The sequence below is a fragment of the Galenea microaerophila genome (assembly GCF_054657255.1).
Map to the genome: position 1 here is coordinate 5,001 of NZ_BAAHWZ010000002.1, position 22,034 is coordinate 27,034.

20 protein-coding genes are annotated in these 22,034 nt (G+C 45.8%); 14 read left to right on the forward strand and 6 right to left on the reverse strand.

Features of this window, described 5'->3' with window-relative positions; all coding sequences use genetic code 11:
• Positions 1–165: 165 nt before the first annotated feature.
• Both tyrS and ACYQ05_RS05310 read right to left on the reverse strand, forming a co-directional pair.
• Positions 166–1,362 (reverse strand): tyrosine--tRNA ligase, encoded by a 1,197-nt coding sequence (tyrS, locus tag ACYQ05_RS05305; protein ID WP_459819044.1) that lies wholly within the window; start codon positions 1,360–1,362, stop codon positions 166–168.
• A 13-nt stretch (positions 1,363–1,375) separates the two neighbouring features.
• Positions 1,376–2,323, reverse strand: a complete 948-nt coding sequence (locus ACYQ05_RS05310) for a dihydroorotate dehydrogenase (protein WP_459819046.1) — start codon at positions 2,321–2,323, stop codon at positions 1,376–1,378.
• Positions 2,324–2,337: 14 nt separating this feature from the next.
• Here ACYQ05_RS05310 and ACYQ05_RS05315 point away from each other — a divergent pair, with 14 nt between their 5' ends.
• Both ACYQ05_RS05315 and ACYQ05_RS05320 read left to right on the forward strand, forming a co-directional pair.
• The gene (locus tag ACYQ05_RS05315) at positions 2,338–2,811 is read left to right on the forward strand and encodes a tRNA (cytidine(34)-2'-O)-methyltransferase (protein WP_459819048.1); all 474 of its coding nucleotides are present in this window, start codon (positions 2,338–2,340) and stop codon (positions 2,809–2,811) included.
• Positions 2,808–3,476: an SIMPL domain-containing protein gene (locus ACYQ05_RS05320; protein WP_459819050.1), complete on the forward strand. Its 669-nt coding sequence runs from the start codon at positions 2,808–2,810 to the stop codon at positions 3,474–3,476. Before ACYQ05_RS05315 ends, ACYQ05_RS05320 begins: the two co-directional genes overlap by 4 nt.
• A gap of 74 nt (positions 3,477–3,550) precedes the next feature.
• On the opposite strand, the gene thiD is transcribed toward ACYQ05_RS05320, so the two are convergent.
• The gene (thiD, locus tag ACYQ05_RS05325) at positions 3,551–4,345 is read right to left on the reverse strand and encodes a bifunctional hydroxymethylpyrimidine kinase/phosphomethylpyrimidine kinase (protein WP_459819052.1); all 795 of its coding nucleotides are present in this window, start codon (positions 4,343–4,345) and stop codon (positions 3,551–3,553) included.
• Between the two features lie 42 nt (positions 4,346–4,387).
• Between thiD and ACYQ05_RS05330 the strand changes: the two genes are divergently transcribed.
• The 3 genes from ACYQ05_RS05330 to ACYQ05_RS05340 are packed head-to-tail and all read left to right on the forward strand — an operon-like array spanning position 4,388 to position 6,951.
• On the forward strand, positions 4,388–5,278 hold the full coding sequence (locus ACYQ05_RS05330) for a competence/damage-inducible protein A (protein WP_459819054.1): 891 nt from the start codon (positions 4,388–4,390) through the stop codon (positions 5,276–5,278).
• A complete protein-coding gene (locus ACYQ05_RS05335) occupies positions 5,275–6,492 on the forward strand; it encodes a BaiN/RdsA family NAD(P)/FAD-dependent oxidoreductase (RefSeq protein WP_459819055.1) in 1,218 nt (405 codons plus the stop codon). The genes ACYQ05_RS05330 and ACYQ05_RS05335 overlap by 4 nt, the downstream gene beginning before the upstream one ends.
• Before the next feature lie 15 nt (positions 6,493–6,507).
• Positions 6,508–6,951 (forward strand): hypothetical protein, encoded by a 444-nt coding sequence (locus ACYQ05_RS05340; protein ID WP_459819057.1) that lies wholly within the window; start codon positions 6,508–6,510, stop codon positions 6,949–6,951.
• A gap of 14 nt (positions 6,952–6,965) precedes the next feature.
• Here the strand turns inward: ACYQ05_RS05340 and folM are convergent, their stop codons facing one another.
• Positions 6,966–7,673: a dihydromonapterin reductase gene (gene folM, locus ACYQ05_RS05345; RefSeq protein WP_459819058.1), complete on the reverse strand. Its 708-nt coding sequence runs from the start codon at positions 7,671–7,673 to the stop codon at positions 6,966–6,968.
• A gap of 130 nt (positions 7,674–7,803) precedes the next feature.
• Between folM and ACYQ05_RS05350 the strand changes: the two genes are divergently transcribed.
• The 3 genes from ACYQ05_RS05350 to folE2 all read left to right on the forward strand — a co-directional run bounded on the left by ACYQ05_RS05350 (position 7,804) and on the right by folE2 (position 11,221).
• A complete protein-coding gene (locus ACYQ05_RS05350; protein ID WP_459819060.1) occupies positions 7,804–9,150 on the forward strand; it encodes an FAD-dependent oxidoreductase in 1,347 nt (448 codons plus the stop codon).
• Between the two features lie 4 nt (positions 9,151–9,154).
• On the forward strand, positions 9,155–10,192 hold the full coding sequence (locus tag ACYQ05_RS05355) for a CobW family GTP-binding protein (protein WP_459819062.1): 1,038 nt from the start codon (positions 9,155–9,157) through the stop codon (positions 10,190–10,192).
• Positions 10,193–10,279: 87 nt separating this feature from the next.
• Positions 10,280–11,221 (forward strand): GTP cyclohydrolase FolE2, encoded by a 942-nt coding sequence (gene folE2, locus ACYQ05_RS05360; protein WP_459819063.1) that lies wholly within the window; start codon positions 10,280–10,282, stop codon positions 11,219–11,221.
• 68 nt (positions 11,222–11,289) lie between these two features.
• On the opposite strand, the gene ACYQ05_RS05365 is transcribed toward folE2, so the two are convergent.
• Positions 11,290–12,624, reverse strand: coding sequence for a dihydroorotase (locus ACYQ05_RS05365; RefSeq protein WP_459819065.1), 1,335 nt, complete (start codon positions 12,622–12,624; stop codon positions 11,290–11,292).
• Positions 12,625–12,679: 55 nt separating this feature from the next.
• On the opposite strand from ACYQ05_RS05365, the gene ACYQ05_RS05370 reads away from it, so the two are divergent.
• From ACYQ05_RS05370 to ACYQ05_RS05395, 6 genes are all read left to right on the forward strand, one after another.
• Positions 12,680–13,726, forward strand: coding sequence for an ABC transporter substrate-binding protein (locus ACYQ05_RS05370; RefSeq protein WP_459819067.1), 1,047 nt, complete (start codon positions 12,680–12,682; stop codon positions 13,724–13,726).
• Positions 13,723–16,395, forward strand: coding sequence for a sensor domain-containing protein (locus ACYQ05_RS05375; RefSeq protein ID WP_459819069.1), 2,673 nt, complete (start codon positions 13,723–13,725; stop codon positions 16,393–16,395). Before ACYQ05_RS05370 ends, ACYQ05_RS05375 begins: the two co-directional genes overlap by 4 nt.
• A complete protein-coding gene (gene yidD / locus ACYQ05_RS05380; RefSeq protein WP_459819071.1) occupies positions 16,392–16,664 on the forward strand; it encodes a membrane protein insertion efficiency factor YidD in 273 nt (90 codons plus the stop codon). Before ACYQ05_RS05375 ends, yidD begins: the two co-directional genes overlap by 4 nt.
• A 256-nt stretch (positions 16,665–16,920) precedes the next feature.
• A complete protein-coding gene (gene ppk1, locus ACYQ05_RS05385) occupies positions 16,921–19,068 on the forward strand; it encodes a polyphosphate kinase 1 (protein WP_459819073.1) in 2,148 nt (715 codons plus the stop codon).
• Between the two features lie 7 nt (positions 19,069–19,075).
• Positions 19,076–20,584 (forward strand): exopolyphosphatase, encoded by a 1,509-nt coding sequence (gene ppx, locus ACYQ05_RS05390; protein WP_459819075.1) that lies wholly within the window; start codon positions 19,076–19,078, stop codon positions 20,582–20,584.
• A gap of 73 nt (positions 20,585–20,657) precedes the next feature.
• The gene (locus ACYQ05_RS05395) at positions 20,658–21,083 is read left to right on the forward strand and encodes a putative iron-sulfur cluster-binding metallochaperone (RefSeq protein ID WP_459819076.1); all 426 of its coding nucleotides are present in this window, start codon (positions 20,658–20,660) and stop codon (positions 21,081–21,083) included.
• On the opposite strand, the gene ACYQ05_RS05400 is transcribed toward ACYQ05_RS05395, so the two are convergent.
• Positions 21,069–21,965 carry an NYN domain-containing protein gene (locus tag ACYQ05_RS05400; protein WP_459819077.1) on the reverse strand — a complete coding sequence of 299 codons (897 nt, stop codon included), beginning with the start codon at positions 21,963–21,965 and terminating at the stop codon, positions 21,069–21,071. The two genes, ACYQ05_RS05395 and ACYQ05_RS05400, sit on opposite strands and share 15 nt — an antisense overlap.
• Positions 21,966–22,034 lie beyond the last annotated feature (69 nt).

Consider the following 22,034-nt stretch of genomic DNA (forward strand, 5'->3'; position numbering starts at 1 on the left):
GTCCTTCATGAGCGCGACTTTTAGTGCTGCGCCCTTGAAGGAGATGCGTATTATAGGGGCATTCGGGAGAAGTTCAAGTCCTAAACTCGACTTTTTTAACAAAAATTTGACACTTTTGCATTATACCGAGTTTTACCGTAGTTATCCACAAGGTTATCCAAGGAGTTATTCGGGTTGAATGGTTACGCGTGCGAATTTCCGCTTACCGACCTGTAGCACTTCTTTGTCAAATGGCCCGATTATGGCTCGACTATCCGTCAAGGGTTTACCATTCATTTTAACGGCATTTTGTTTCACCATGCGGTGACCTTCCGAAGTGGAGCCCACCAAGCCGGCCTCTTTGAGGACATTCGCTAATGGCATCGGGGCTTCAAGGGTCACTTCTGGCATTTCATCGGGAATGGCATTTTTTGAAAAACGCGTTTCAAAATCTTTTAAGGCAGCATCAGCTGCGGCTTTATCATGGAAACGTTCAATCAATTCCATCGCCAGTCTTATTTTAATATTACGTGGATTCTCCCCTTCTGCCACCGCTTGTTTCATAGCAGCAATGCTTTCTAATGACTCAAATGAGAGTAACTCGTAATAACGCCACATCAACTCATCGGAAATGGACATGACTTTACCAAACATCTCATTAGGCGCATCTTGAATACCAATATAGTTGCCCAAAGATTTGGACATTTTTTGCACACCATCCAGCCCTTCGAGAATCGGCATGGTTAAGGTGCATTGCGGCTCTTTACCATAATGTTGTTGCAGGGTTCGCCCCATTAATAGATTAAACTTCTGATCTGTTCCACCCAGCTCGATATCCGCTTCCAAAGCGACAGAATCGTAACCTTGCACCAACGGATAGAGAAATTCATGAATTGCTATCGGCGTTCCAGATTGATAACGTTCAGAAAAGTCATTGCGCTCCAACATGCGAGCCACGGTTTGCGTTGAAGCTAAACGAATCATATCCGCCGCGCTCATCTCCCCCATCCATTCCGAATTAAAGACCACTTGGGTTTTTTCTGGATCCAGAATTTTAAACACTTGTTCTTTATATGTCTCCGCATTTTTAGCAATTTGTTCAGGAGAGAGCGGAGGTCGCGTGGCACTTTTTCCAGTTGGATCTCCAATCATAGCGGTGAAGTCCCCGATCAAAAACAGCACTTCATGCCCTAGGTCTTGAAACTGTTTGAGTTTATTAATCAGCACCGTATGCCCAAGATGCAAATCGGGCGCTGTGGGGTCAAAACCGGCTTTAACGCGCAAGGGCTTGCCACTTTCCAACTTTTCGACCAACTCTTTTTCGACCAGAATCTCTTCGGCCCCTCGTTTAATTATCGCTAACTGCTCTTCTACGCTTTTCATTTTTGTCTCTTTTTTATCCACACAGAACCGTATCGGTGTTTAATTCTAACTTGCCTGTCAAGTCGCTAATATTTGTGACTTGATGTCGGCGCATATATTTTTCGATGCCTTTGACCACTTTTTTCACTAATAAAGGATCCTTGGCCAATGCCGTTCCAATAGCGACCATTGACGCGCCCGCCAGAAAAAATTCAATCGCATCTTCTGCCGAGGCAATCCCACCTAATCCAATAATGGGAATATCATACTGTTTGGCCACTTGGTACACTTGGTGCACTTTTAGCACCGCAATGGGTTTAATCGCGGGTCCAGAAAGCCCTCCTTGATTATTACCCAACGTTGGCTTGTGGCTATGGATATCAATCTGCATCCCCATTAGGGTATTAATAGCCGACAACATATCCGCCCCCGCATCAATCACTCGTCTTGCCCCTTCGGCAATATCGGTTTGATTCGGGGAGAGTTTAACAATTAAAGGCTTTTGGGTTTCTGCACGGCACGCCTCGACCACACGAGCCGCCATCTCGGGATCATTGCCAAAGGCTGCCCCGCCTTTTTTCACATTTGGGCAAGAGATATTGATCTCAAGTGCGGGCAACGCCGTCTCATTAAATCGACGCGTTACTTCCCGATACTCCTCAATTGTTGACCCAGAAATATTGGCAATAAAGCGGGTTTCTTCCATATCCAACTGCGGCAGATAGTCGCGAATCACCGCATCCACCCCTGGGTTTTGCAGACCCACTGAATTCATCAAACCACATGGGGTTTCCATCACCCGTTCGGGTCGATTGCCCAATTTAGGTTCTAAGGTGGTTCCTTTTAAAAAGACCGCCCCCACATCTCGATTGGAAAAACCATTAATAGCTTGGTATTCTATACCGTAACCTGCGTTGCCTGACGCCATGGCCACTGGGTTTTGAAACTGAATCCCTTTTAAATTAACCGACAAATCTAGCAAAAGTTGAACACTCCATGTTGCATATCATTTTATATGAGCCTGAAATCCCACAAAATACAGGGGCATTGATCCGTCTCAGCGCCAATACCGGCGTCTGCCTGCATTTAATCCAACCCTACCCTTTCGATTTGAGTGAGAAAAAAGTGCGCCGTGCAGGACTGGATTATACCGAACTGGCTCGGGTGTTTGAACATGAAAACCTGCAACAGTGTTTAGAAAAAATTCAGCCCAACCGACTTTTTGCCCTTACGACGAAAACCACTCAACCCTACTGCAAACCGAAATTTGAAAAGGGCGATGCCTTTATTTTTGGGCCCGAATCACGGGGCCTCCCCATGGAAATCATTGAAAGCTTACCGGAAAATCAGCGTTTAACGCTGCCAATGAAACCCGGTTCCCGCAGTTTGAATCTCGCCAATGCCGTCTCTATTATGACTTATGAAGCTTGGCGGCAATTAGATTTTTGTCCTTTAGGAGACCCCTCATGAAAAATATGCTGCTCACCTTTTTGCTCTGCACCCTGCCTTTAACCCTTTGGGCTGAACCTGGTCATCAACACACCGTCACCCTTTCTGCCACTGCTTCGCAATCGATCAAAAATGATACCGCCATTATTCACTTTGCCGCTCAAGCTCAAGGCCAGACACCTGCTGAGGTGATTGCCATCATTAATCAGCAAATGCAGCAAGCCCTGGAGGCTTTAGAAGACAATAAACAGATTCAACTGCAAACGGGCACCTATTCGGTTTATCCTGTCTATGAAAAAAATCGCTTGATCATGTGGCGTGGCCGCCAGACTCTGAGCCTGCAAACGCAGAACATCAAAGAACTGCCAGATATACTGGCAGAAGTGCAAGAGATTTTGCCTTATCAATCCATCCTATTTACGGTTTCTCAAACCAAACAGCAGCAAATCATCAACACCCTCATTACCAAAGCCATTCAAAACATAAAAGAACGCGCCCGATTGGCCATGAAAAGCTTTGGTGCTAAACAAGCTTTACCGCTGACCACCAATATTCAAACACATCCTAATTCATATATGCCGATTTACCGCACAATAACGACTAAAAATAGCGCGCCTAGCATTAAAGCTGGGCAGAGTAAAATAAGCGTTTCTGTATCGGGGCAATTTCTTTTTCTTTACCAATAAATTGCAGTCAAAAAACCCAATTTTCCCAGTCCTGCCTGCCTGCCTGCCTGAAAATGATCGCAGGACTGGGGAATTTAGCTTTTTTGGCAAAAATGCTGTAAAGGTCCATTACCTTGTCCAACCTTCAAGGTCTGTCCCGCCTCAATGGCACAAGAGAGATAGGCTTTCGTTTGCTCAAATGCAGTTATCGGCGCAAAACCTTGGGCTAAATAGGTCGCAAAAGCACTGGCAAAGGTGCATCCGGTGCCGTGTAAGTTTGGCGTTTGAATTTTAGGGCTGCACAATGATGTGCACGTTTCCGCTGTGATCAACGTATCACAGCAAACCTTCTGATCCGCTCCATGCCCCCCTTTTAAAATTGCACCATTTCCCATCTCTGTCACCCAGGCTTGCAAAGAAACTTGCAAGGCATTTTCTGAGAATCCCTTTTTCCCCAAAAGATGTTGCGCTTCCGGTAAGTTAGGCGTAAACCAATCACATAAAGGCAACAAATGCTGCTTAAATGCATTCAATGCGGCCTCCGGCAAGAGCACGGCTCCGCTGGAGCTCAACAGCACCGTATCACATACCACAGGCACTTCTGGTAGTTGCTGTAAAAATGTGGCCACCTCCTGCACAATTTCTGCACTGCCCAGCATGCCAATTTTAATCGCATCGGGTCGGATATCTTTGATCAACATCTGCAACTGATGACGCACCTGCTCTGGCGGTAGAGGATAAACCGCATCCACGCCCAAAGTGCTTTGTGCGGTAATTGCGGTCACCACACTTAGCCCATAACCGCCGCATGCATGGATGGTTTTTAAATCCGCTTGCAGCCCTGCCCCAGCGGATGGATCAGAACCTGCAATGGTGAGTACTGTTTTCATTTAAAATATATCCTTTATGCAATGAGGTGATGAGAGGATGCCATGCACACAGCTAGAATCGGTTTAGTCATTATTGGTGATGAAATTTTATCAGGTAAACGCGAAGACCAGCACTTAAAAAATGCCAATATGCTGCTGCATCCTCGAGGAATGAAAGTCGATTGGGTGCGCATACTCGGCGATGAAGGTCCGTTTTTAGTGGAAAATTTACAACAGACCCTCACTTGGAGCGCACAGCGTGGTGAGATTGTATTTTGCTTTGGCGGTATTGGCGCCACCCCCGATGACCGCACGCGTCAATCCGCTGCACAAGCGCTTGGCCAACCTTTAGCGCGTCATCCCGAAGCAGTAAAAGAAATTGAAGCCCAGTATGGCAAAGAGGCTTACCCTAAACGGGTGCTAATGGCGGAATACCCCCAAGGCGCCAAAATCATTCCCAATCCATTTAATCGCGTTCCCGGTTTTTCCCTCTTTTTTAAATGTCTGCCCCCTGGAAACCAGGCCAAACTGATTGATGATTTCATACCCGAATCTGAAATGCCGCTTGAACCCAAATATGGTGAAGATTATTGTGGCAGCCACCACTTTATGCCCGGCTTTCCGCAAATGGCAAAACCGATGATGGAGTGGGTACTGGATACTTACTACCGTGCTTTACAAAAGCCGCCTACGGTAGAAAAAGCGATTCGCCTGATCGATGGACAGGAGTCTGACTGGATTGATTTTATGAACTGGTTTGAAGCGAACCACCCCGACCTACGTCTATTTAGCCTACCCAAAATTGACGCTAAAACGGGACAGCGCACCATTGAACTGGGCGTGGAAGGCCCCCCTGAAGCCGCTGAAAAAGGATTGCAAACCCTCTGTGCAGAGGCTGAAAAGCGCCAGCACGCCTATGAAGCAATCCCCGACCGCCAAGCCAAAGCACAATGACCCCCAACGACGCACAACATTGGGACTGCATCATTATTGGCGCTGGCGCGGCCGGCATGATGTGTGCTGCCACTGCTGGCTATGGCGGCGCTTCTATCCTGGTGATTGACCATGCCCCCAAAGCGGGTGCGAAAATTCGAATTTCAGGTGGCGGCAAGGCCAATTTCACCAACCTCAATATCACCCCTGAGCACTACATTTGCCAAAACCCTCACTTTGTCAAATCCGCCTTAAGCCGCTACACACAATTTGATTTTATTGAACTGGTAGAGCGCCACGGCATAGACTATGAAGAGCGAGAAAAGGGTAAACTATTCTGTAAACACCGCGCCTCGGATCTGATTCAGATGCTGCGCACCGAGTGCGACTGGGCTGGCGTTCAATTTCAGTTAAACACACCGATTGAATCCATCCAACCGCATACCAAAGGCTACCACCTGCACACGTCGCAAGGCACGTTCACTTGCCAACATCTGGTCATTGCCACGGGTGGGCGCTCTTTCCCTAAACTTAAAGCCACCGGTTTGGGCTATCAAATCGCACAACAATTCCACCTCCCGGTGCGCCCACAAAGACCGGGACTCGTCCCGCTCATCCTGCAAGGCAGCTGGGCAGAACAGTGTCCCGCCTTAGCGGGGATCAGCTTAGAGGTGCGCATACAAATAGGCCAGCAAACTTTTACCGAAGCGCTGCTCTTTACCCATCAAGGCATTAGCGGCCCTGCCGTTCTCCAGGCCTCCAACTACTGGCAAAAAGGCGCGCCGTTGACCATTGATTTACTGCCCCAAATCAATGTACTCGAACAACTTCAACGACTGAAGGCGCAAAATGGTCAACTCAAACGCTGGCTTGCCCAGTTTTGGCCTAAACGCTTTGTAGAAACTTGGTTAAGCCATTATCCCTTGCTGCAAAAGGGACAAGCCTTAGCAGAAATTAAAGATGCCGAGCTGCAACGCTATGCACAGCAACTCACCCAATGGCAACTGTTTCCCAAAGAGACCGCAGGCTATGATAAAGCCGAAGTCACATTAGGCGGTGTGGACACCGACGCTGTCTCATCCAAAACTTTTGAAGCCAAATCTCAGCCGGGTCTCTATTTTATTGGTGAAGTGTTAGATGTCACCGGACAGCTCGGCGGCTATAATTTTCAATGGGCTTGGAGCAGCGGTGTCGCCTGCGGCCAAGCGATTGCACAAAAATTTTTAAAAGGATAGGAATACTTTATATTTATGAACTTACTGGATTTAGATGAAGCCCAAAGAGCCCCTTTTTCTCGCCTGGTCGCAGGCTTGGTTCAAGAGAAAGGGATTGACCCTAAAGAGATTTTCCTTAATGCGCTTGAGAGCGAAGAAGCGCCGGAAATGAACTACTGGATCAGCAAAGTCCTCCTACAAGAGCACTTTGTGCCTGCACAGATGGTCGTGGCCAAGGACGCCGCTGGAGAGCCGGTCAAAGCCTTGCAAGCTGCGGCGCTACTCGGCAATGTCGGCGTCGTAGCCGCCCTATTAGAAGCCAAAGGGTTTCAAGGCAGCTTAACCGACAAGGAGTTTCAACTGACCACTCGCATTGCCGCAAAACAAGAAGATCAAGCCGTGATGAGTCTTTTAATGAAATATGCACAAACCGTCGGCCACCTTGAAACTTTTATGCAATCTTTAAATACCCTGCAGTAGAGTTTCATTGCTGTTTATTTCTTCAACTGCCCCAACTCAATGACGGTACCGGTTGCATAGGGATTGTTCATTAAATATTCCACCGTCTGCCAGATCACCTCAGGACCGGGTTCAATCGGAATGACGTTTTTAGCCAACCGCTGCTGACGGTAAGCTTCGCTGTCTTTTTCATTAAACAGAATCAGACCCGGTGCAATTTCATTCACCTTAATGTCTGGCGCATAGGCTTTGGCAAAGGATTGCGTCATTGAGCTTAAAGCCGCCTTTGAGGCTAAATAAGCTGCATAGTCTGCGGCTCCAGTTTTCACTTTACAATCCGTAATATGGATAATATCCGCCTGTTTAGACGCCTTTAGGAGTGGCGCACACTGCTGATTGAGCCAAAAAGGGAGCTGAACATGCACGGCCATTAAGGCGTGAAACAGTGCTGGCTGCTGCAAAACCTCAGCATCAGGTTCCCATAAAGACGCATTATGAATCACTGCCCGTAAGCTCTGCACGCGTTCCCGCAAGGTGGTCATAAGGGTGTCAACCGCATCAGCCTGCTGAAAATCAACCTGAATGCCCAATGCACCTTGATCAATTAACGCCTGCACCCCTGGCCGTAAAGTGCGATAAGTAAAAACCACTGGGTAAGGCGTCTGCTGTAAAAACTGCTCTGCCAGATAAAACCCGATGCGTTGCCCTGCACCTGTAATCAAAATCGCTTGTTGAAACTTCATATTGCCCCTAAAATAGAATTTTTCAGACCTTATTCTATCGAAAAGACTGTCTTTCAAATTAGAAATTCCCTTAAAAACTTTCCATCAAAATCGTTTATAATGAAATGCTAATTTAATTTTAAGGAATTTCATGAAGAATCGTACTTTTGATTTAATCATTGTGGGCGGCGGCATTACTGGCTGTGCGCTTACCTTTCTGATGTCGCGCTACAGTCAAATCAAATCCATCGCGGTCTTGGAAAAATACGGTTCTTTAGCCCCTCTTAACTCCAGCGCACGCAGCAATAGCCAAACGCTGCATTGCGGCGATATTGAGACCAACTACACGCTGGAAAAAGCCAAGCAGGTTAAGCACACCGCGAATATGATTGTGCACTACAAAAATCTGGTAGAGCACAATGACTTCCTCTTTAAATTTCCCAAAATGATTTTAGCTGTAGGGGAGGAAGAGTGTCAGCGCTTAGCAGAAAGGCACGAAACCTTTAAAGAGGCTTTCCCCTATATGGAGCTATGGGATGCGAAAAAGATTGCAGAAGTCGAGCCTAAGGTCGCCACCAAAAACGGCCAGCCTCGTCCAGAAAAAATTCTGGCCTCGGGCTGTAGGGATGAGTATTGTGCGGTCAACTATGGCAACCTCTCCAAATCCTTTATTCAAGAAGCGCGTAAAGGCAACTGTGAAATCAGCATCAACCTTAGCACTGAAGTCAAAAACATTAAAAAATATGATGACCACTATGAACTGACCACCCCACAAGGCACTTTTATGGCCAAATTTGTCGTGGTGTCTGCGGGGGCTCACAGTTTGCTACTGGCCAATCAACTGGGTTATGGACTTGACCTCTCCATTCTGCCGATGGCAGGCAGCTTCTACTATGTCCCCAAAATGCTCAATGGCAAAGTCTATACCTTGCAAAATGATAAACTGCCCTTTGCCGCCATTCATGGGGATCCCGACCTGGTCGAACCCAATAAGACACGCCTCGGTCCCACTGCTCTGGCCATTCCCAAATTGGAGCGCTACACCGGTGGCACCTACTGGGATTTTTGGAAAAGCTTAAAATTAGACACCAAAGTCCTCAAAGTATTTTGGGACTTGATGCGCGACAGCACCATTCGCAACTATATTTTCCGCAACTTTCTATTTGAAGTTCCCAAATTACGTGAACGTCTGTTTGCCAAAGATGCGCAAAAAATCTTGCCGGATGTCACGCCAGAAATGGTCTCCTATGCAGAAGGAATTGGTGGCGTACGCCCACAAGTCATCAATAAAACCACCAAAGAACTACAACTTGGCGAAGCCAGCATTGTGCCTGACAATGACTGCTTGATTTTTAATATGACGCCCTCTCCAGGCGCCACCACCTGTTTGGGAAATGCCTATCGAGACGCAAAAATTATCTGTGATCGACTCGGTATTGAACTCAATCAGCAGAAAATTATTGATGAACTGCTCGGTGGTGAAGATTTAGCCTCCTAAGCGGATGTCCACGCTTGCCACCAATCTCATTACTGGCCTACTGGGGAGCGGCAAAACCACAACCTTACATCACCTTTTGCAACACAAACCAGAAAATGAAACTTGGGGCGTGTTAATCAATGAGTTTGGTGAAATCGAGATTGATGCCTCTCTGATCCAGATGCGTAACCCACAAGTCCCTCTAGCGGAAGTGCATGGCGGCTGCATCTGCTGCACGGCTCAATTAGGACTGGTTCAAGGCTTACAGACACTGCTGAAAAACACACCTAATTTAGACCGTTTACTCATTGAGCCCACTGGTATTGGCCATCCAGCGCAAATTTTAGACACGCTCCAACAAACCCCTTTACCACGCTCTCTGCAACTGCAAACTCAGCTGTGCATTTTAGACCCCAGACATCTGACGCCCGAGCGTTGGCAAAAATCGACAGTAATGAGGGACCTAGTGACTTTGGCAGACCTCATTGTGCTCAACAAGACTGACCTCTGTACGCCACAAGAAGTGACACAAGCCAAAACGCATCTGCAAACGCTCTACCCCCCGAAAAATAACATTCTTGAAACCCAGCAGGGACAGGTGCCCATAGACCGATTGCAAGCGGAACACACCACTCCCCCTTTTCTCCTATTAGCCGGAATCGACAAGCATTTAGCATCCCAACAATCTCTTTGTGAACCACACCGCGATACAAACCCTCATCCCGCCATCTGGCAAAGACAGATTCAACAGAATTCTGAACAGTTTGTCATTGGCTGGCAACTGTCATCCCATGCGCAATTTAATCGCAATCACCTCAAAAATTGGCTAAAAGCCCTTCAAGCAGCGGGATTACAACGTGCCAAAGGGTTAGTGCGTACAGGCATCCATAGCTGGCAGCTACTGCAAGCCACTGAAACGGAAATTGCGTTTCAGGAAATAGCTTGGCGGCAAGACTCTCGGATAACATGCATTTTTAACACTGAATCTTTTTCTGCCGATACCCCCGAAACCTTAGAAACGGCCTTGCTTGCCTGTATTCATCGCCTACAATCCACTCCCTAATTCAATTCCCGACTTTTTCACTAGGTTATTGACCGAAGGACTATGCTATAATTGCTCCTCTTATTAAATAAAGTCGAAGGAAATTGCATGAGTAAACACATGCCCGATATCGCTTGTCAGCCTCATCAAGGCCCACAAGGCACCCTTAACTGGGTCGGAATGAGTGGTATTGAATTGCCAATCTTGATTCAATCTTCAAACCAGGAGACGATTCGTCTCTCTAGTCAGGCGCAAGCCTATGTCAGTCTTGATGATCCTAAAAGCAAGGGCATTCATATGTCTCGTCTTTACCTCATTTTAGATGAGATGGCGACCGCGGAGCCGCTTTCGCCTTCAAGGCTCGAAAGTATTTTGCAAGCCTTTATCACCTCTCACCAACCGTTGAGTGAAAATGCCTTTGTCGAATTTAGCTTTGACTACTATGAACGTCGTCAATCCTTAAAATCGGACAACAGCGGGTGGAAACATTACCCGGCGATTTTTCGTGGTGTGTTACGCAAAGGACAATTTCATTGTGAAGTCGGTATTACCATCCCATACTCCTCCACCTGCCCCTGCTCCGCGGCTCTATCGCGTCAGTTGATTCAAGAAGCCTTTGCCACCCAATTTAAAGAGGATAAACTGGACTATCAGGCCGTTCTTGAATGGTTAGGCTCCCCAGAAGGGATTTGCGCTACGCCGCATAGTCAACGCTCATATGCCCAAGTCAAAGTGAAGCTGGCGCCAGAAAAGACATTTGACCTCTCTACACTCATCAATCAGATTGAAGACACCTTGCAAACGCCTGTGCAAGCGGCCGTAAAGCGCGAAGATGAACAAGAGTTTGCCCGGTTAAATGCCAGCAACCTGATGTTCTGTGAAGATGCCGCGCGCCGACTACAAGCCAAACTGGAAACGGAAGGTTATCCTGATTATTGGGCGCGCATCAATCACCTAGAAAGCTTGCACCCCCATGATGCCGTTGCGGTAATTACCAAAGGCGTGGAAAATGGTTTTATAGACGACCCTAACCTAATGGGGCGCCTCTAAGCCTTTTCTCTTACAGCCCAATTAAAGCAAAATCCTCAGCAGGACTGGGGATTTTGTCATTTTCTGCCTTATTTACGGGTAAATGCCAGTCGCATACCTGGTTCAAACTTAGCAAACTGCCCTTGATGATACATCAGTTTGCCATTCACAAGGGTACTGTGCACCGTAGATTTAAACGTATACCCTTCCCAGGGAGACCACTGACATTTATATAAGTTGTGTGCCTGATCATCTGTGTGCGGCTGATTCATATCCACCAACACTAAATCTGCCCAGTAGCCTTCGCGAATAAAACCCCGGTCTTGAATTTGATAACGAATCGCCACATTGTGCGCGACCTTTTGCACAACGGTATAGAGATCAAATACCCCTTCATGGACCAGGTCTAACAAGGCGCTTAATGACTGCTGCACTTGAGGTAAGCCAGAAGGCGCAGAAAAATAAGGATTTTGTTTCTCTTCCCACGTATGGGGTGCATGATCGGTAGCGATAATATCGATGCGTCCCTCTTTTACGGCTTGCCGAATCGCATCGCGGTCCGACTGCTTCTTCACTGCAGGATTACACTTAATCAAACTGCCTTGCGTTTCATAATCTGCATCGCTAAACCACAGATGATGCACACAGGCTTCTGCCGTAATCTGCTTGCCTTCCACTGGACCCGGCTCAAACAGCGCCATCTCTTCAGCCGTCGTCAAATGTAACACATGCAAATCCGCCCCTGTCTCTTTGGCTAATTGCACGGCAAAAGAGGACGATTTATAGCAAGCTTCACGACAACGAATCTCAGGATGATATTTCATCGGCACTGCTTCGCCATATTGCTGACGATAGGCCGCTTCTTGCGCTTGGATCATCGGCGTATCTTCACAGTGGGTGGTGATAAGCACCGGCGAATGGGTAAAAATATCGCGTAAAGCCTGCTCTCTATCCACCAGCATATTCCCAGTGGAAGCACCCATAAAAATTTTCACGCCGCATGCTTGATTCGGATCAAGTGCTTTGACTTCTTCCAAATTATCATTGGTTGCTCCTAAATAAAAGCTGTAATTCGCCCACGCTTTTTCAGCCGCCATCGCAAACTTCTCTTCCAACGCTTGCAAGGTCACAGTCGGCGGCTTCACATTGGGCATATCCATAAAGCTGGTGGTTCCCCCAGCGATGGCTGCTTTCGATTCAGTCGCAATATCCCCTTTCGCGCTCAACCCAGGATCACGAAAATGCACCTGATCATCAATCATGCCTGGCAGACAATGCAACCCTAACGCATCGATCACTTGATCCGCAGTCGCATCAATGGTCGGCGCAATTTTCTCAATCCGTCCATGGCGAATTAAAATATCCGCAATTTGGCTTTGGTTTTCATTGACCAAGGTCGCCTGCTTAATTAAAATGGAATTCATTATTCATCCTTTAGTTAATCATTGCCCTTTCATTATAAGGGGATATAGGTGATCTGTGAAAAGACTCCACACCTATTTTTTGTTTTTAATCGCATTTCCCATGCTGATGGTGGCGTCGCAGGTTATTGCTTCTGAAGATCCCACTGACACCGGTTCCCAAACAAAAACCGACTCTTTACCCGTTTGTAACTATATTGCCTCCTACAGTCCAAGTTACTTTTGGCAAGCTGAAGAGACTGCCGCTATTCAAAAAACTTTACGTGATGTTTGTCAGCTCAATATCTTCTATATGAATTCCAAAGCCATCCACGACCCTAAACATTTACAACAAATAGGGCAACAAGCGAGAGACTTTATAGAGCAAAATCCACCCGACATCATCATCTCGAGTGATGACAATGCTATGAAATATGTCATTCAACCCTATTTTAAAAACAGCGCCATTCCAGTAGTGTTTTGCGGCATCAATAACAGTGGGAAACCCTATGGCCTGCCTTATCACAACACCACGGGCATGATTGAAAAACAGGCCATTGAGTCAGAGCTGTTTCGATTTGCTAAAGAATTCTCTTTAAACACCCTTCATAAAGAAAAATTTTCTTTAGCATATTTAAACTTTCCATCGACCTCAGAAAATCAAAATATTCGTTTCTTAAAACAAAAATTTCAAGAGTATCAAGTAAACTTTGAGGTCATTCAAGTTCGCTCTGTGCAAGAGTGGAATCAAATGTTTATTCAACTCAATCAAGACAAAACCCACGATTTTATTTTTCTCGGCAATTACCACCCGCTTGCTCAACAATGGAATCCTCAAAAAGAGCAGCATTTGCACTTAAAATATGCAAAAAAACCTATTTTTTCTTACTTAAAGTCTATGCAACCCTATAGTCACCTTAGCTTTTTAAAATCCGCGACTGAGCAGGGCTTATGGGCAGGCAAGACGGCTAAACTCATTTTGCAAAAAGGCTACCAACCATCAGATATTCAAATTGTGCCCAATCGCCTTTTTAAGTTACTCTATAATCAAAAAATGATTGAAGCACTGCCAACTGATTTAAAAACCGCCATACTCGCCTATATCAATAAAAATCGTCTCCAATGAAGTGGTCTCAACGAATCAATCAAATACTTATCAACACTTTTAAAAACCATCCTTTAAGGCTGTTTTTTCCGCTATTGCTGATTGTGCTAACGGCCACGACATCTTGGAACCTTTCCCTCCAATACCAAGCTTTTCAGAGCAATACGCAAACCGTCTTTGAGTCGACCAAACAGCGATTGGTCAAAACGCTCACACAATTAAATCAAAGCTTCTCTCATCTACAAGACTATCATAACAGTGCGAATTTCAACTTACGTACTTTTGAAAACCTAATGGAAGCTGAGGTACTCACCTCTGGCTTTAAAACCTTAGCTTATGCTGTTGTCGAGAAGCATCCACAGAATTTCGTCCGCGAGATGCAAGAAAAAGGCTTTGAGTCGTGCCAAATTCACCACCATATCCTCTCCTTAAATTCAGAAAAAGAGGCAACGACTCCCCTCCCTTATCCGCTCCCCATTATCTTTGTCTTTCCTTATACACCTGAAGAAGCAGTACACTTTTGTGAAGATCTATCCCCATTTATAAAGCCTGACAGGCAATCAACCTATAGCCTAATTGTACAGCATAAATATAAGCCTAATCCTGTCATCCTTCAGATCGCCCCTTTTTATTTATACAATCACTTGCAAAGTGTCCTTGTCAACATTATTGATCCACAGCAACTCCTCGAAGACATCTATTCAGGCAAAGATGGAGGACAGGTTCAACTCTACGCGAATGGTCACCTGATAGCCGATATTAATCATATCGAGCCAGCACATTTCTCTAATATCGCACTGCACACCCTTCAACTGCAGGACGACTCTTTTCAGTTTTTAGACCAATCCACGACACTGAAATATTTTCAGCCTTATACCCTTCGCCAAATCGACTATTTTTCCCTGAGTCTAAGCCTGATGGTGGCTACGCTCATTTACCTCTTGCTATTTGCTTTAACACGAGAGATCATTCTGCATTATGAAACCTTAAACGGCTACAAACAGCGTTTAAAACAGCTCATCCAAAATACGCATGATGCAATTATCATTACGGATGATACGGGGAAAATTCGTACCTGGTCGCCTGCTGCCCAAGCACTTTTTGACTATCCAGAAACGGAAGTCAAGGGCAAAGAGATTTTCTCCTTAATTTGTCTCTCTGATCCTGAAAAACCTTTTTCAGCAAGGTTAAAACAACTCCTGAACGACCCGGATACGCCCCGTAAATTAAAGGCGAACAAATCTAAATTTATTCAAGCACAAATAAAGGTTATCCCTATTGAAATAGAAGGAAAGTTTGAATATTTCTTTGAAATCCACGATATTACCCACGAACTCAAGCAAGCCAAACGTATTGAACAGCTCGCCTACTATGATTCACTCACTGGCTTAGAAAACCGAATCCTATTTAAAGAAAATCTCAAGCAGCTGATCCAACAAGAACCGGAAACACAGCTAGCCATTCTCTTTTTAGATTTGGATGGTTTTAAACAGGTTAATGACACACTCGGCCATGACGCAGGCGACGAACTCCTAAAAGTTGTTGCCTTACGCCTGCGACGTTATGTTCACATTGTTGATCGTTATCATCATCTTTGTCGCTTTGGCGGGGATGAATTTATTCTCTCTCTCCCTTTTCGGAACCAACACGCCATAGAAAAATTTGCACAAGACCTTCTCAAGCCCTTGCAGCGTCCCATTCACCTTTCATTTGGTACGGTAACCATTTCTGCCAGTATTGGCATTGCACTCTACCCAAAAGACGGGGATGACTATGACACGCTGATCCGCCGAGCAGACAGCGCAATGTATGCGGCTAAAAATAAAGGCAAAAACAGTTTTTGTTTCTACCATCCATCTATGGAAGAACAGCTCGATGAACAGATGAAAATTGAGCAAGCCTTAAAAACAGCGATTCCAAATAATGAACTCTTTTTGGTCTATCAGCCTAAAATTAATAGCGAAAACTACCAACTTCAAGGTTTTGAAGCTTTGATTCGATGGATTCATCCTGAATTGGGCTTTGTGCCGCCCGATAAATTTATTCCGGTGGCTGAAGAGTCCAATCTCATCCATCAAATTGGCGACTGGGTCATCGAGACTGCTTTAAAGCAGCTTCAACAGTGGCAACAGCATCCTAACTTAAAAAACATCCCTGTCGCGATAAACCTAAGTGGTAACGAAATGATTATCCCTAACTTTTTTGAAGATCTTGCTAAAAAGGTCTCCAAATATCAACTCACCCCAGAGCTGTTAGAGCTTGAGCTCACCGAACGCACAGTGATGACCAATGTAGAGAGCAATCTGCAACACCTCAATACAATGACAGCACTTGGGTTTAAACTCGCCATTGATGATTTCGGCACAGGTTACTCTTCGCTCAGTTACCTCAAACGACTTCCCATTCATACGCTAAAAGTCGATAAATCTTTTGTCGATGGCCTACCTGACAATGAACATGATAAAGCCATCTCTTTAACGATTCTCAAACTAGCGCAGACACTCAAACTCCACACAGTCGCAGAAGGGGTCGAAACGATGGCACAATTTGAATGCTTATGCAAAGCGGGGTGCGAAACCATTCAAGGCTATCTTTTCAGTAAGCCCCTCAAAGTTGAGGAAATTGAGAATTGGTTTCAACAACACAAAAAGCAATATATCGACAATCCCGAGAATCGTTGCCATAAATGAAAAATCCATGGTCACAATACAACCCGATTAAATGGCTGCTTATTGGCCTGGTGCGCTTTTATCAACTTTTCATCAGTCCATTATTAGGGCCGCGTTGCCGTTTTTATCCAAGCTGCTCCAGCTATACTTTGCAAGCCCTGCAACAACATGGGGTTCTCTGTGGCAGCTGGCTAGCCATTAAACGCATTTTACGCTGTCATCCCAAAAACCCTGGCGGTGTTGACCCTGTCCCTCCTTGCGGTTGTAAATCTGCAAAACCAAAAAATTAAGCTTTTTTTAAGCTCAGGGCTGGGGATTTTCGCATTTTTCCTCTATTTTTGACTAAAATATTCTCTGAGACCTTTGCATGAGTGGGGTGCGAGCTAAAAATGAGAAAAAATTTTCTATATCTAGGCGGGAAACGCAGGCAATAGCCAGCTATTGCCAAGTTTTCCAACAACGATAGGGGAAATTTTAGCCATTTTTAGCCGTAGAACCATCTCGTGCAAAGGTCTCTATCTCACAATCAATACTTAAGTGGCCGCCATGATAACAACATATACAGAATCAACGCAAGACCTCTCGCAACCCAAGCAGCGCTATTTCAACCGTGAAAAAAGTCTATTAGAATTTAATCGTCGGGTTTTAGCTCAGGCAATGCGTGATGATGTCCCCTTACTGGAGCGCTTAAAATTCCTCTGCATTTCCAGCACCAATATGGATGAATTTTTTGAGGTACGTCTTGCCAGCCTGTATGAGATGGAAAATGATCCTTTAGCGCGGACCGTCCCTGACCAACGCACCCCCAAAGAGGCGATTGAACTGGTGACCACAGAAGCGCGGAAAGTGATTAAGGAGCAGTATCACACACTCAATCACATTCTCATTCCAGCACTGGAACGAGAAAATATCCGTTTTTTACGCCGTACCCACTGGAATGATCGTCAACGCGAATGGATTCGTCGTTTCTTTGAAACCCAGCTGCAGCCAGTGCTCAGCCCCATGGGTCTGGACCCCAGCCACCCTTTTCCTCGCGTGCTCAATAAAAGCTTAAACTTTATTGTCTCCCTTGAAGGCAAAGATGCTTTTGGGCGCACCAATGGTTTAGCCATTGTACAGGTACCGCGCTCACTACCTCGCATCATCAAGCTGCCCGCAGAAGCGACCGACGGGGAAAATGATTTTGTATTCCTCTCTTCAATTTTGCACGCGAATGTTGCCTCGCTCTTCCCAGGCATGACTGTCACCGCCTGTCATCAATTCCGCGTGACGCGTAATACGAACCTGTTTATTGATGAAGAAGAGGTGGACGACTTAATGAGCGCCCTGCAAGGCGAGCTCAGCAGCCGCGATTATGGACGCGCCATCCGCTTGGAAGTCTCCGACCGCTGCCCGAAACATCTGATTGATTACCTGCTGGATCGTTTTCAGATTGATGAAAGTAAGCTCTATATCGTCAATGGGCCGGTCAATCTGCATCGTCTCAGCGCAGTGCCTGATATGGCAAATCGTCCCGACTTACTGTTCCCCAAATTCACGCCTTGTCAGCTTAATCCGAAAAAGGAATTGAAAAACAGCTTCCGTTTCTTTAAACCGAAAAAGGTAAACGCCACACTGTTTGAGCGCATTAAACAGAAAGATATCCTGCTGCATCACCCTTATGAAGCCTTTACGCCAGTCGTTCAATTTTTGCAAGAAGCGGCTAAAGACCCAGATGTGCTGGCCATTCGCATGACCCTTTACCGCACCGGTGAGAACTCCCCCATTATTGATGCCTTAGAATTAGCCGCTCACAATGGTAAAGAGGTCACCGCTGTGGTTGAGCTCAGAGCGCGATTCGATGAAGACAACAATATCTTACAAGCGAATCGCCTGCAAGAAGCTGGGGTGAATGTGGTGTACGGCGTGGTCGGCTATAAAACCCATGCCAAAATGATCTCTATTATTCGCCGAGAAAACAACCAACTGCGTTTTTACACGCATCTCGGTACCGGTAATTATCATCATATTACCACCCGTTTCTACACCGATTTTGGACTACTCACCTATAATCAAACGCTGGGACAAGATGTATTTAAAGTTTTCCAACAGCTGACCAGCTTGGGTGATACCAAAAACCTTGAGCTTATTTTACAATCCCCTTTCACCTTACAGCCCGGTATGATTGCACGCATTCAACGTGAAGCCGAAAATGCCAAGCAAGGCAAACCCGCACGCATTATTGCTAAAATGAATGGTTTACAAGAGCAAGGCATTATTGATGCCCTGTATGAAGCGTCTCAAGCTGGGGTCAAAATCGATCTGATCGTACGCGGTATTTGCTGCCTAAGACCCGGCATTGAAGGTCTCTCAGAAAATATTACCGTCACCAGTATTGTCGGCCGCTTCTTAGAGCACCATCGCGTCTTCTATTTTGAAAATCATGGCGCCAAACCCGAGCTGTTTGCTTCCAGTGCCGACTGGATGCGACGTAATTTATTGAGTCGAGTGGAGACTTGCTTCCCCCTGCTCGATCCAGATATTTTCCAAAAAGCCTATACTGAAGGCTTAGCGCTCTATTTAGAAGATAACCAAGGTGCCTGGATTTTACAGCCCGATGGTCACTATATTCGCCGCATGCCACAAGGCGATGAACCGCCTTTCAGTGCACAACAGACACTCATTGATAAATACCATAGCCAGTGCCAGGATTAATCTCCCTATGACCACAGATAGCCAAACTGCAGACCTCTATGCCGCCATTGATCTGGGCTCCAACAGTTTTCATATGATTATTGCTCGAGAAGTGCATGGGCAAATGCAAGTGATCGATAAGCATAAAGAGATGGTGCGCTTACGAGCAGGATTAGATGAAAACGGCTATTTAACGGAATCCGCTTTTCAATCGGCCATTGAGTGCTTAACCCGTTTTGGACAACTGATCGCCAATATTCCTTCGCAAAATGTGCGCGCTGTTGGCACCAATACCCTGCGTAATGCTAAAAATAGTCGTGAATTTTTAAAAGCAGCCCGTCAAGCACTTGGACATGAGATCCAGATCATTACCGGTCAAGAAGAGGCGCGATTAATCTATTTAGGCGTTGCCCACGGCCTACCTCAAAGTGATGATCAACGCCTCGTCATGGACATTGGCGGCGGCAGTACCGAATACATTATTGGCAAGCATTTTCAATATCAGCACCTCACCTCTACTGAGATGGGATGTGTCAGCATCAGCCAAAAATTCTTTCAAAATGGCTGCACCAGTGAAAAACACTTCAACCGAGCCATTGAGGCTTGTCGTCAAATTTTACGCCCCCACAAAAATATCCTCCAGCAGTTGGGCTGGGATGTTGCCTATGGCGCTTCAGGCACCATTAAATCCGTGGGCACCATTTTACAAGAGAACGGCTGGGGAGAAACCCTCACCCTAGAGGGTCTACTCAAACTAAAATCTGCTTTGATTGAAGCGGGCAATATGGACCAAGTCGCGCTTGCCGGATTTAAAGAAGAGCGGCGACCCGTGTTGGCCGGAGGCTTGGCCATCTTAATCGCCACCTTTCAAACGCTGAAAATTAAACAGATGCAGGTTTCCCCCAATGCGCTACGAGAAGGCCTGGTTTTTGACACCATCGGTCGACTGTTTGCCGAAGATGTGCGCGAAAGCAGTGTCAATAGCATGCAAGAGTGGATGAAAGTTGATAAGGTCCAAGCCACACATGTCGCACAAACCGCGCGTAAACTCTACAAGCAGGCGCGTAATATCTGGAAACTGCGCGATGAAGATTATGACTACAGCAAACTGCTGCAATGGGCAGCCGACCTGCATGAAGTGGGAATCGCCATTAGCTATAAACGCTATCGACATCACTCTGCCTATATTGTCGGCAATGCGGATATGCCTGGATTTTCTCAACAAGAGACGCAAATGCTGGCAGCCATGTTGCTCAATCATCGCGGTAAGCTCAATAAAGCTGTTTATGACAACTTAACCGAGCCGCATAATGAAAAAATGCTGCTGCTCACCGTCTTACTTCGCCTTGCCGTGCGCATTCACCGTGGTAGAGACTATGAGCAACCCGAACCCATATTAGATATCGAAGACCATAAGCTACACCTGACTTTTGAAGATAATTGGCTCCAGCAGCATCCACTGACCGCCATGGATCTCAATATTGAAGCCAAACGCTTGCAATCTGCTGGATTTGAATTGCATTTTGATGATAAATAAACCGAGTATCAACAGAGAACAGGCTGTCATAGAGCACAACCTTTTATAAGAGACCTCAAATTAAGGAGAAATAATGTCCTGCTGCTCATCAAATGGCTGTACCCGTTCGCAAACAGCCCCCAGCAAACTCACTTGCCCACTCAATGGTAAAGCCTATCGCACCGTGCCCAAGCAGACTCTACTTCACCACCTAAAAGCCCCATGGCGCCTGACACCAGAATTACTGGATGAACCTTTTGCCTTTTGTGAAAACCCCGAATGTGAAGTGATCTACTTTAATGCTAAAGGCCAAATCTTCACCCAACAAGACATTCGTACGCCTGTTGGGCATAAATCGATTGCAGACGACGCCTTAATTTGCTACTGCTTTGGCGTGGACAGAAAAACAGCCCGCAGCCAACCCGAAGTGAAAGAATATGTCGTCCAACAAACCAAATCCCATCTATGCGCTTGCGAAAGCCGCAACCCCAGCGGCCGCTGTTGCTTAAAGGATTTTTGATTTAAGTTCAACCTGCTTAGCACAAGGCCCTTTGGGATTATGTCCTGCTTGGTACTGGACTGTATCACCTTGATTCAAGTCTAAAAACTCATCCTTTACATCCGAATAATGGAAAAATAGGTTTTCCTGACCAGATTCAGGTTTAATAAAGCCATAACCTTCATCTTTCTTTAAAGTCACGATAGAGCCATACTCTCTATTTTCAACGGCCTCTTCCATTTTTTCTTGTACGACATCTTCTCGGCTTTGTAAGAAAATCTCATCCACATTTGCTTGATTATTTCCAATCAATTGATCCATCTGCATAGGGTAAGTGGCTTCTCTCATAATTGACTGCGCTGTGCGTGTTGTGCGCAAATGACCGTCCTCATCCGTAAAAGAAAAATCCCAGCCGAGCACCATGACGCGTGTACCAATGGTATTGATCTTACGAATTAATGGAAGATAATCCCCATCCCCTGCCACCAATACAATCACATCAAAGTTTTTATGAAATGCCAGTTCAAAAGCTTCCAGCGCTAACCAAACATCAATCCCTTTTTCACCTTGTGCACCTACCGGTAAAAAATGAGAGACCACCCCTTCTCGCATCAAAACTTCATCAAACTGCCGCTCGCGATAGAGTGAATTACGATTGCTGGCTTCTTTAGCACTCAAACGTCCACGAAAATAATGCGCATCCACAACTCGACAGTGCTCGACTTGACGGGATTCCTTAAGGGCAACTTGATTGATAATAAATTGATGCAACCCAGAAAGGCTAATACGCGCATGACGTTCGTGCTGATAGAGATAATAATTGCTTACATGTGAAAAATAATTGCCATCATAAAACACACCAATTCGCAACAATTTTTGCTGAACATAATTTGCTGTATTCATTTTTAATCCTTTAAAAACAAACCCCCCATTGCGTGGGGGGTTAGATTAATTTCAGCCAAGCCAAAGAGC

Coding starts and splice junctions, on each gene's coding strand:
- tyrS (WP_459819044.1), bottom strand. CDS start 1,362: ATGAAAAGCGTAGAAGAGCAGTTAGCGATAATTAAACGAGGGGCCGAA.
- folE2 (WP_459819063.1), top strand. CDS start 10,280: ATGAGTAAACACATGCCCGATATCGCTTGTCAGCCTCATCAAGGCCCA.
- folM (WP_459819058.1), bottom strand. CDS start 7,673: ATGAAGTTTCAACAAGCGATTTTGATTACAGGTGCAGGGCAACGCATC.
- ACYQ05_RS05395 (WP_459819076.1), top strand. CDS start 20,658: ATGTCCTGCTGCTCATCAAATGGCTGTACCCGTTCGCAAACAGCCCCC.
- ACYQ05_RS05335 (WP_459819055.1), top strand. CDS start 5,275: ATGACCCCCAACGACGCACAACATTGGGACTGCATCATTATTGGCGCT.
- ppx (WP_459819075.1), top strand. CDS start 19,076: ATGACCACAGATAGCCAAACTGCAGACCTCTATGCCGCCATTGATCTG.
- ACYQ05_RS05320 (WP_459819050.1), top strand. CDS start 2,808: ATGAAAAATATGCTGCTCACCTTTTTGCTCTGCACCCTGCCTTTAACC.
- ACYQ05_RS05355 (WP_459819062.1), top strand. CDS start 9,155: ATGTCCACGCTTGCCACCAATCTCATTACTGGCCTACTGGGGAGCGGC.
- ACYQ05_RS05315 (WP_459819048.1), top strand. CDS start 2,338: ATGTTGCATATCATTTTATATGAGCCTGAAATCCCACAAAATACAGGG.
- ACYQ05_RS05330 (WP_459819054.1), top strand. CDS start 4,388: ATGCACACAGCTAGAATCGGTTTAGTCATTATTGGTGATGAAATTTTA.
- ACYQ05_RS05365 (WP_459819065.1), bottom strand. CDS start 12,624: ATGAATTCCATTTTAATTAAGCAGGCGACCTTGGTCAATGAAAACCAA.
- yidD (WP_459819071.1), top strand. CDS start 16,392: ATGAAAAATCCATGGTCACAATACAACCCGATTAAATGGCTGCTTATT.
- ACYQ05_RS05400 (WP_459819077.1), bottom strand. CDS start 21,965: ATGAATACAGCAAATTATGTTCAGCAAAAATTGTTGCGAATTGGTGTG.
- thiD (WP_459819052.1), bottom strand. CDS start 4,345: ATGAAAACAGTACTCACCATTGCAGGTTCTGATCCATCCGCTGGGGCA.
- ppk1 (WP_459819073.1), top strand. CDS start 16,921: ATGATAACAACATATACAGAATCAACGCAAGACCTCTCGCAACCCAAG.
- ACYQ05_RS05375 (WP_459819069.1), top strand. CDS start 13,723: ATGAAGTGGTCTCAACGAATCAATCAAATACTTATCAACACTTTTAAA.
- ACYQ05_RS05340 (WP_459819057.1), top strand. CDS start 6,508: ATGAACTTACTGGATTTAGATGAAGCCCAAAGAGCCCCTTTTTCTCGC.
- ACYQ05_RS05350 (WP_459819060.1), top strand. CDS start 7,804: ATGAAGAATCGTACTTTTGATTTAATCATTGTGGGCGGCGGCATTACT.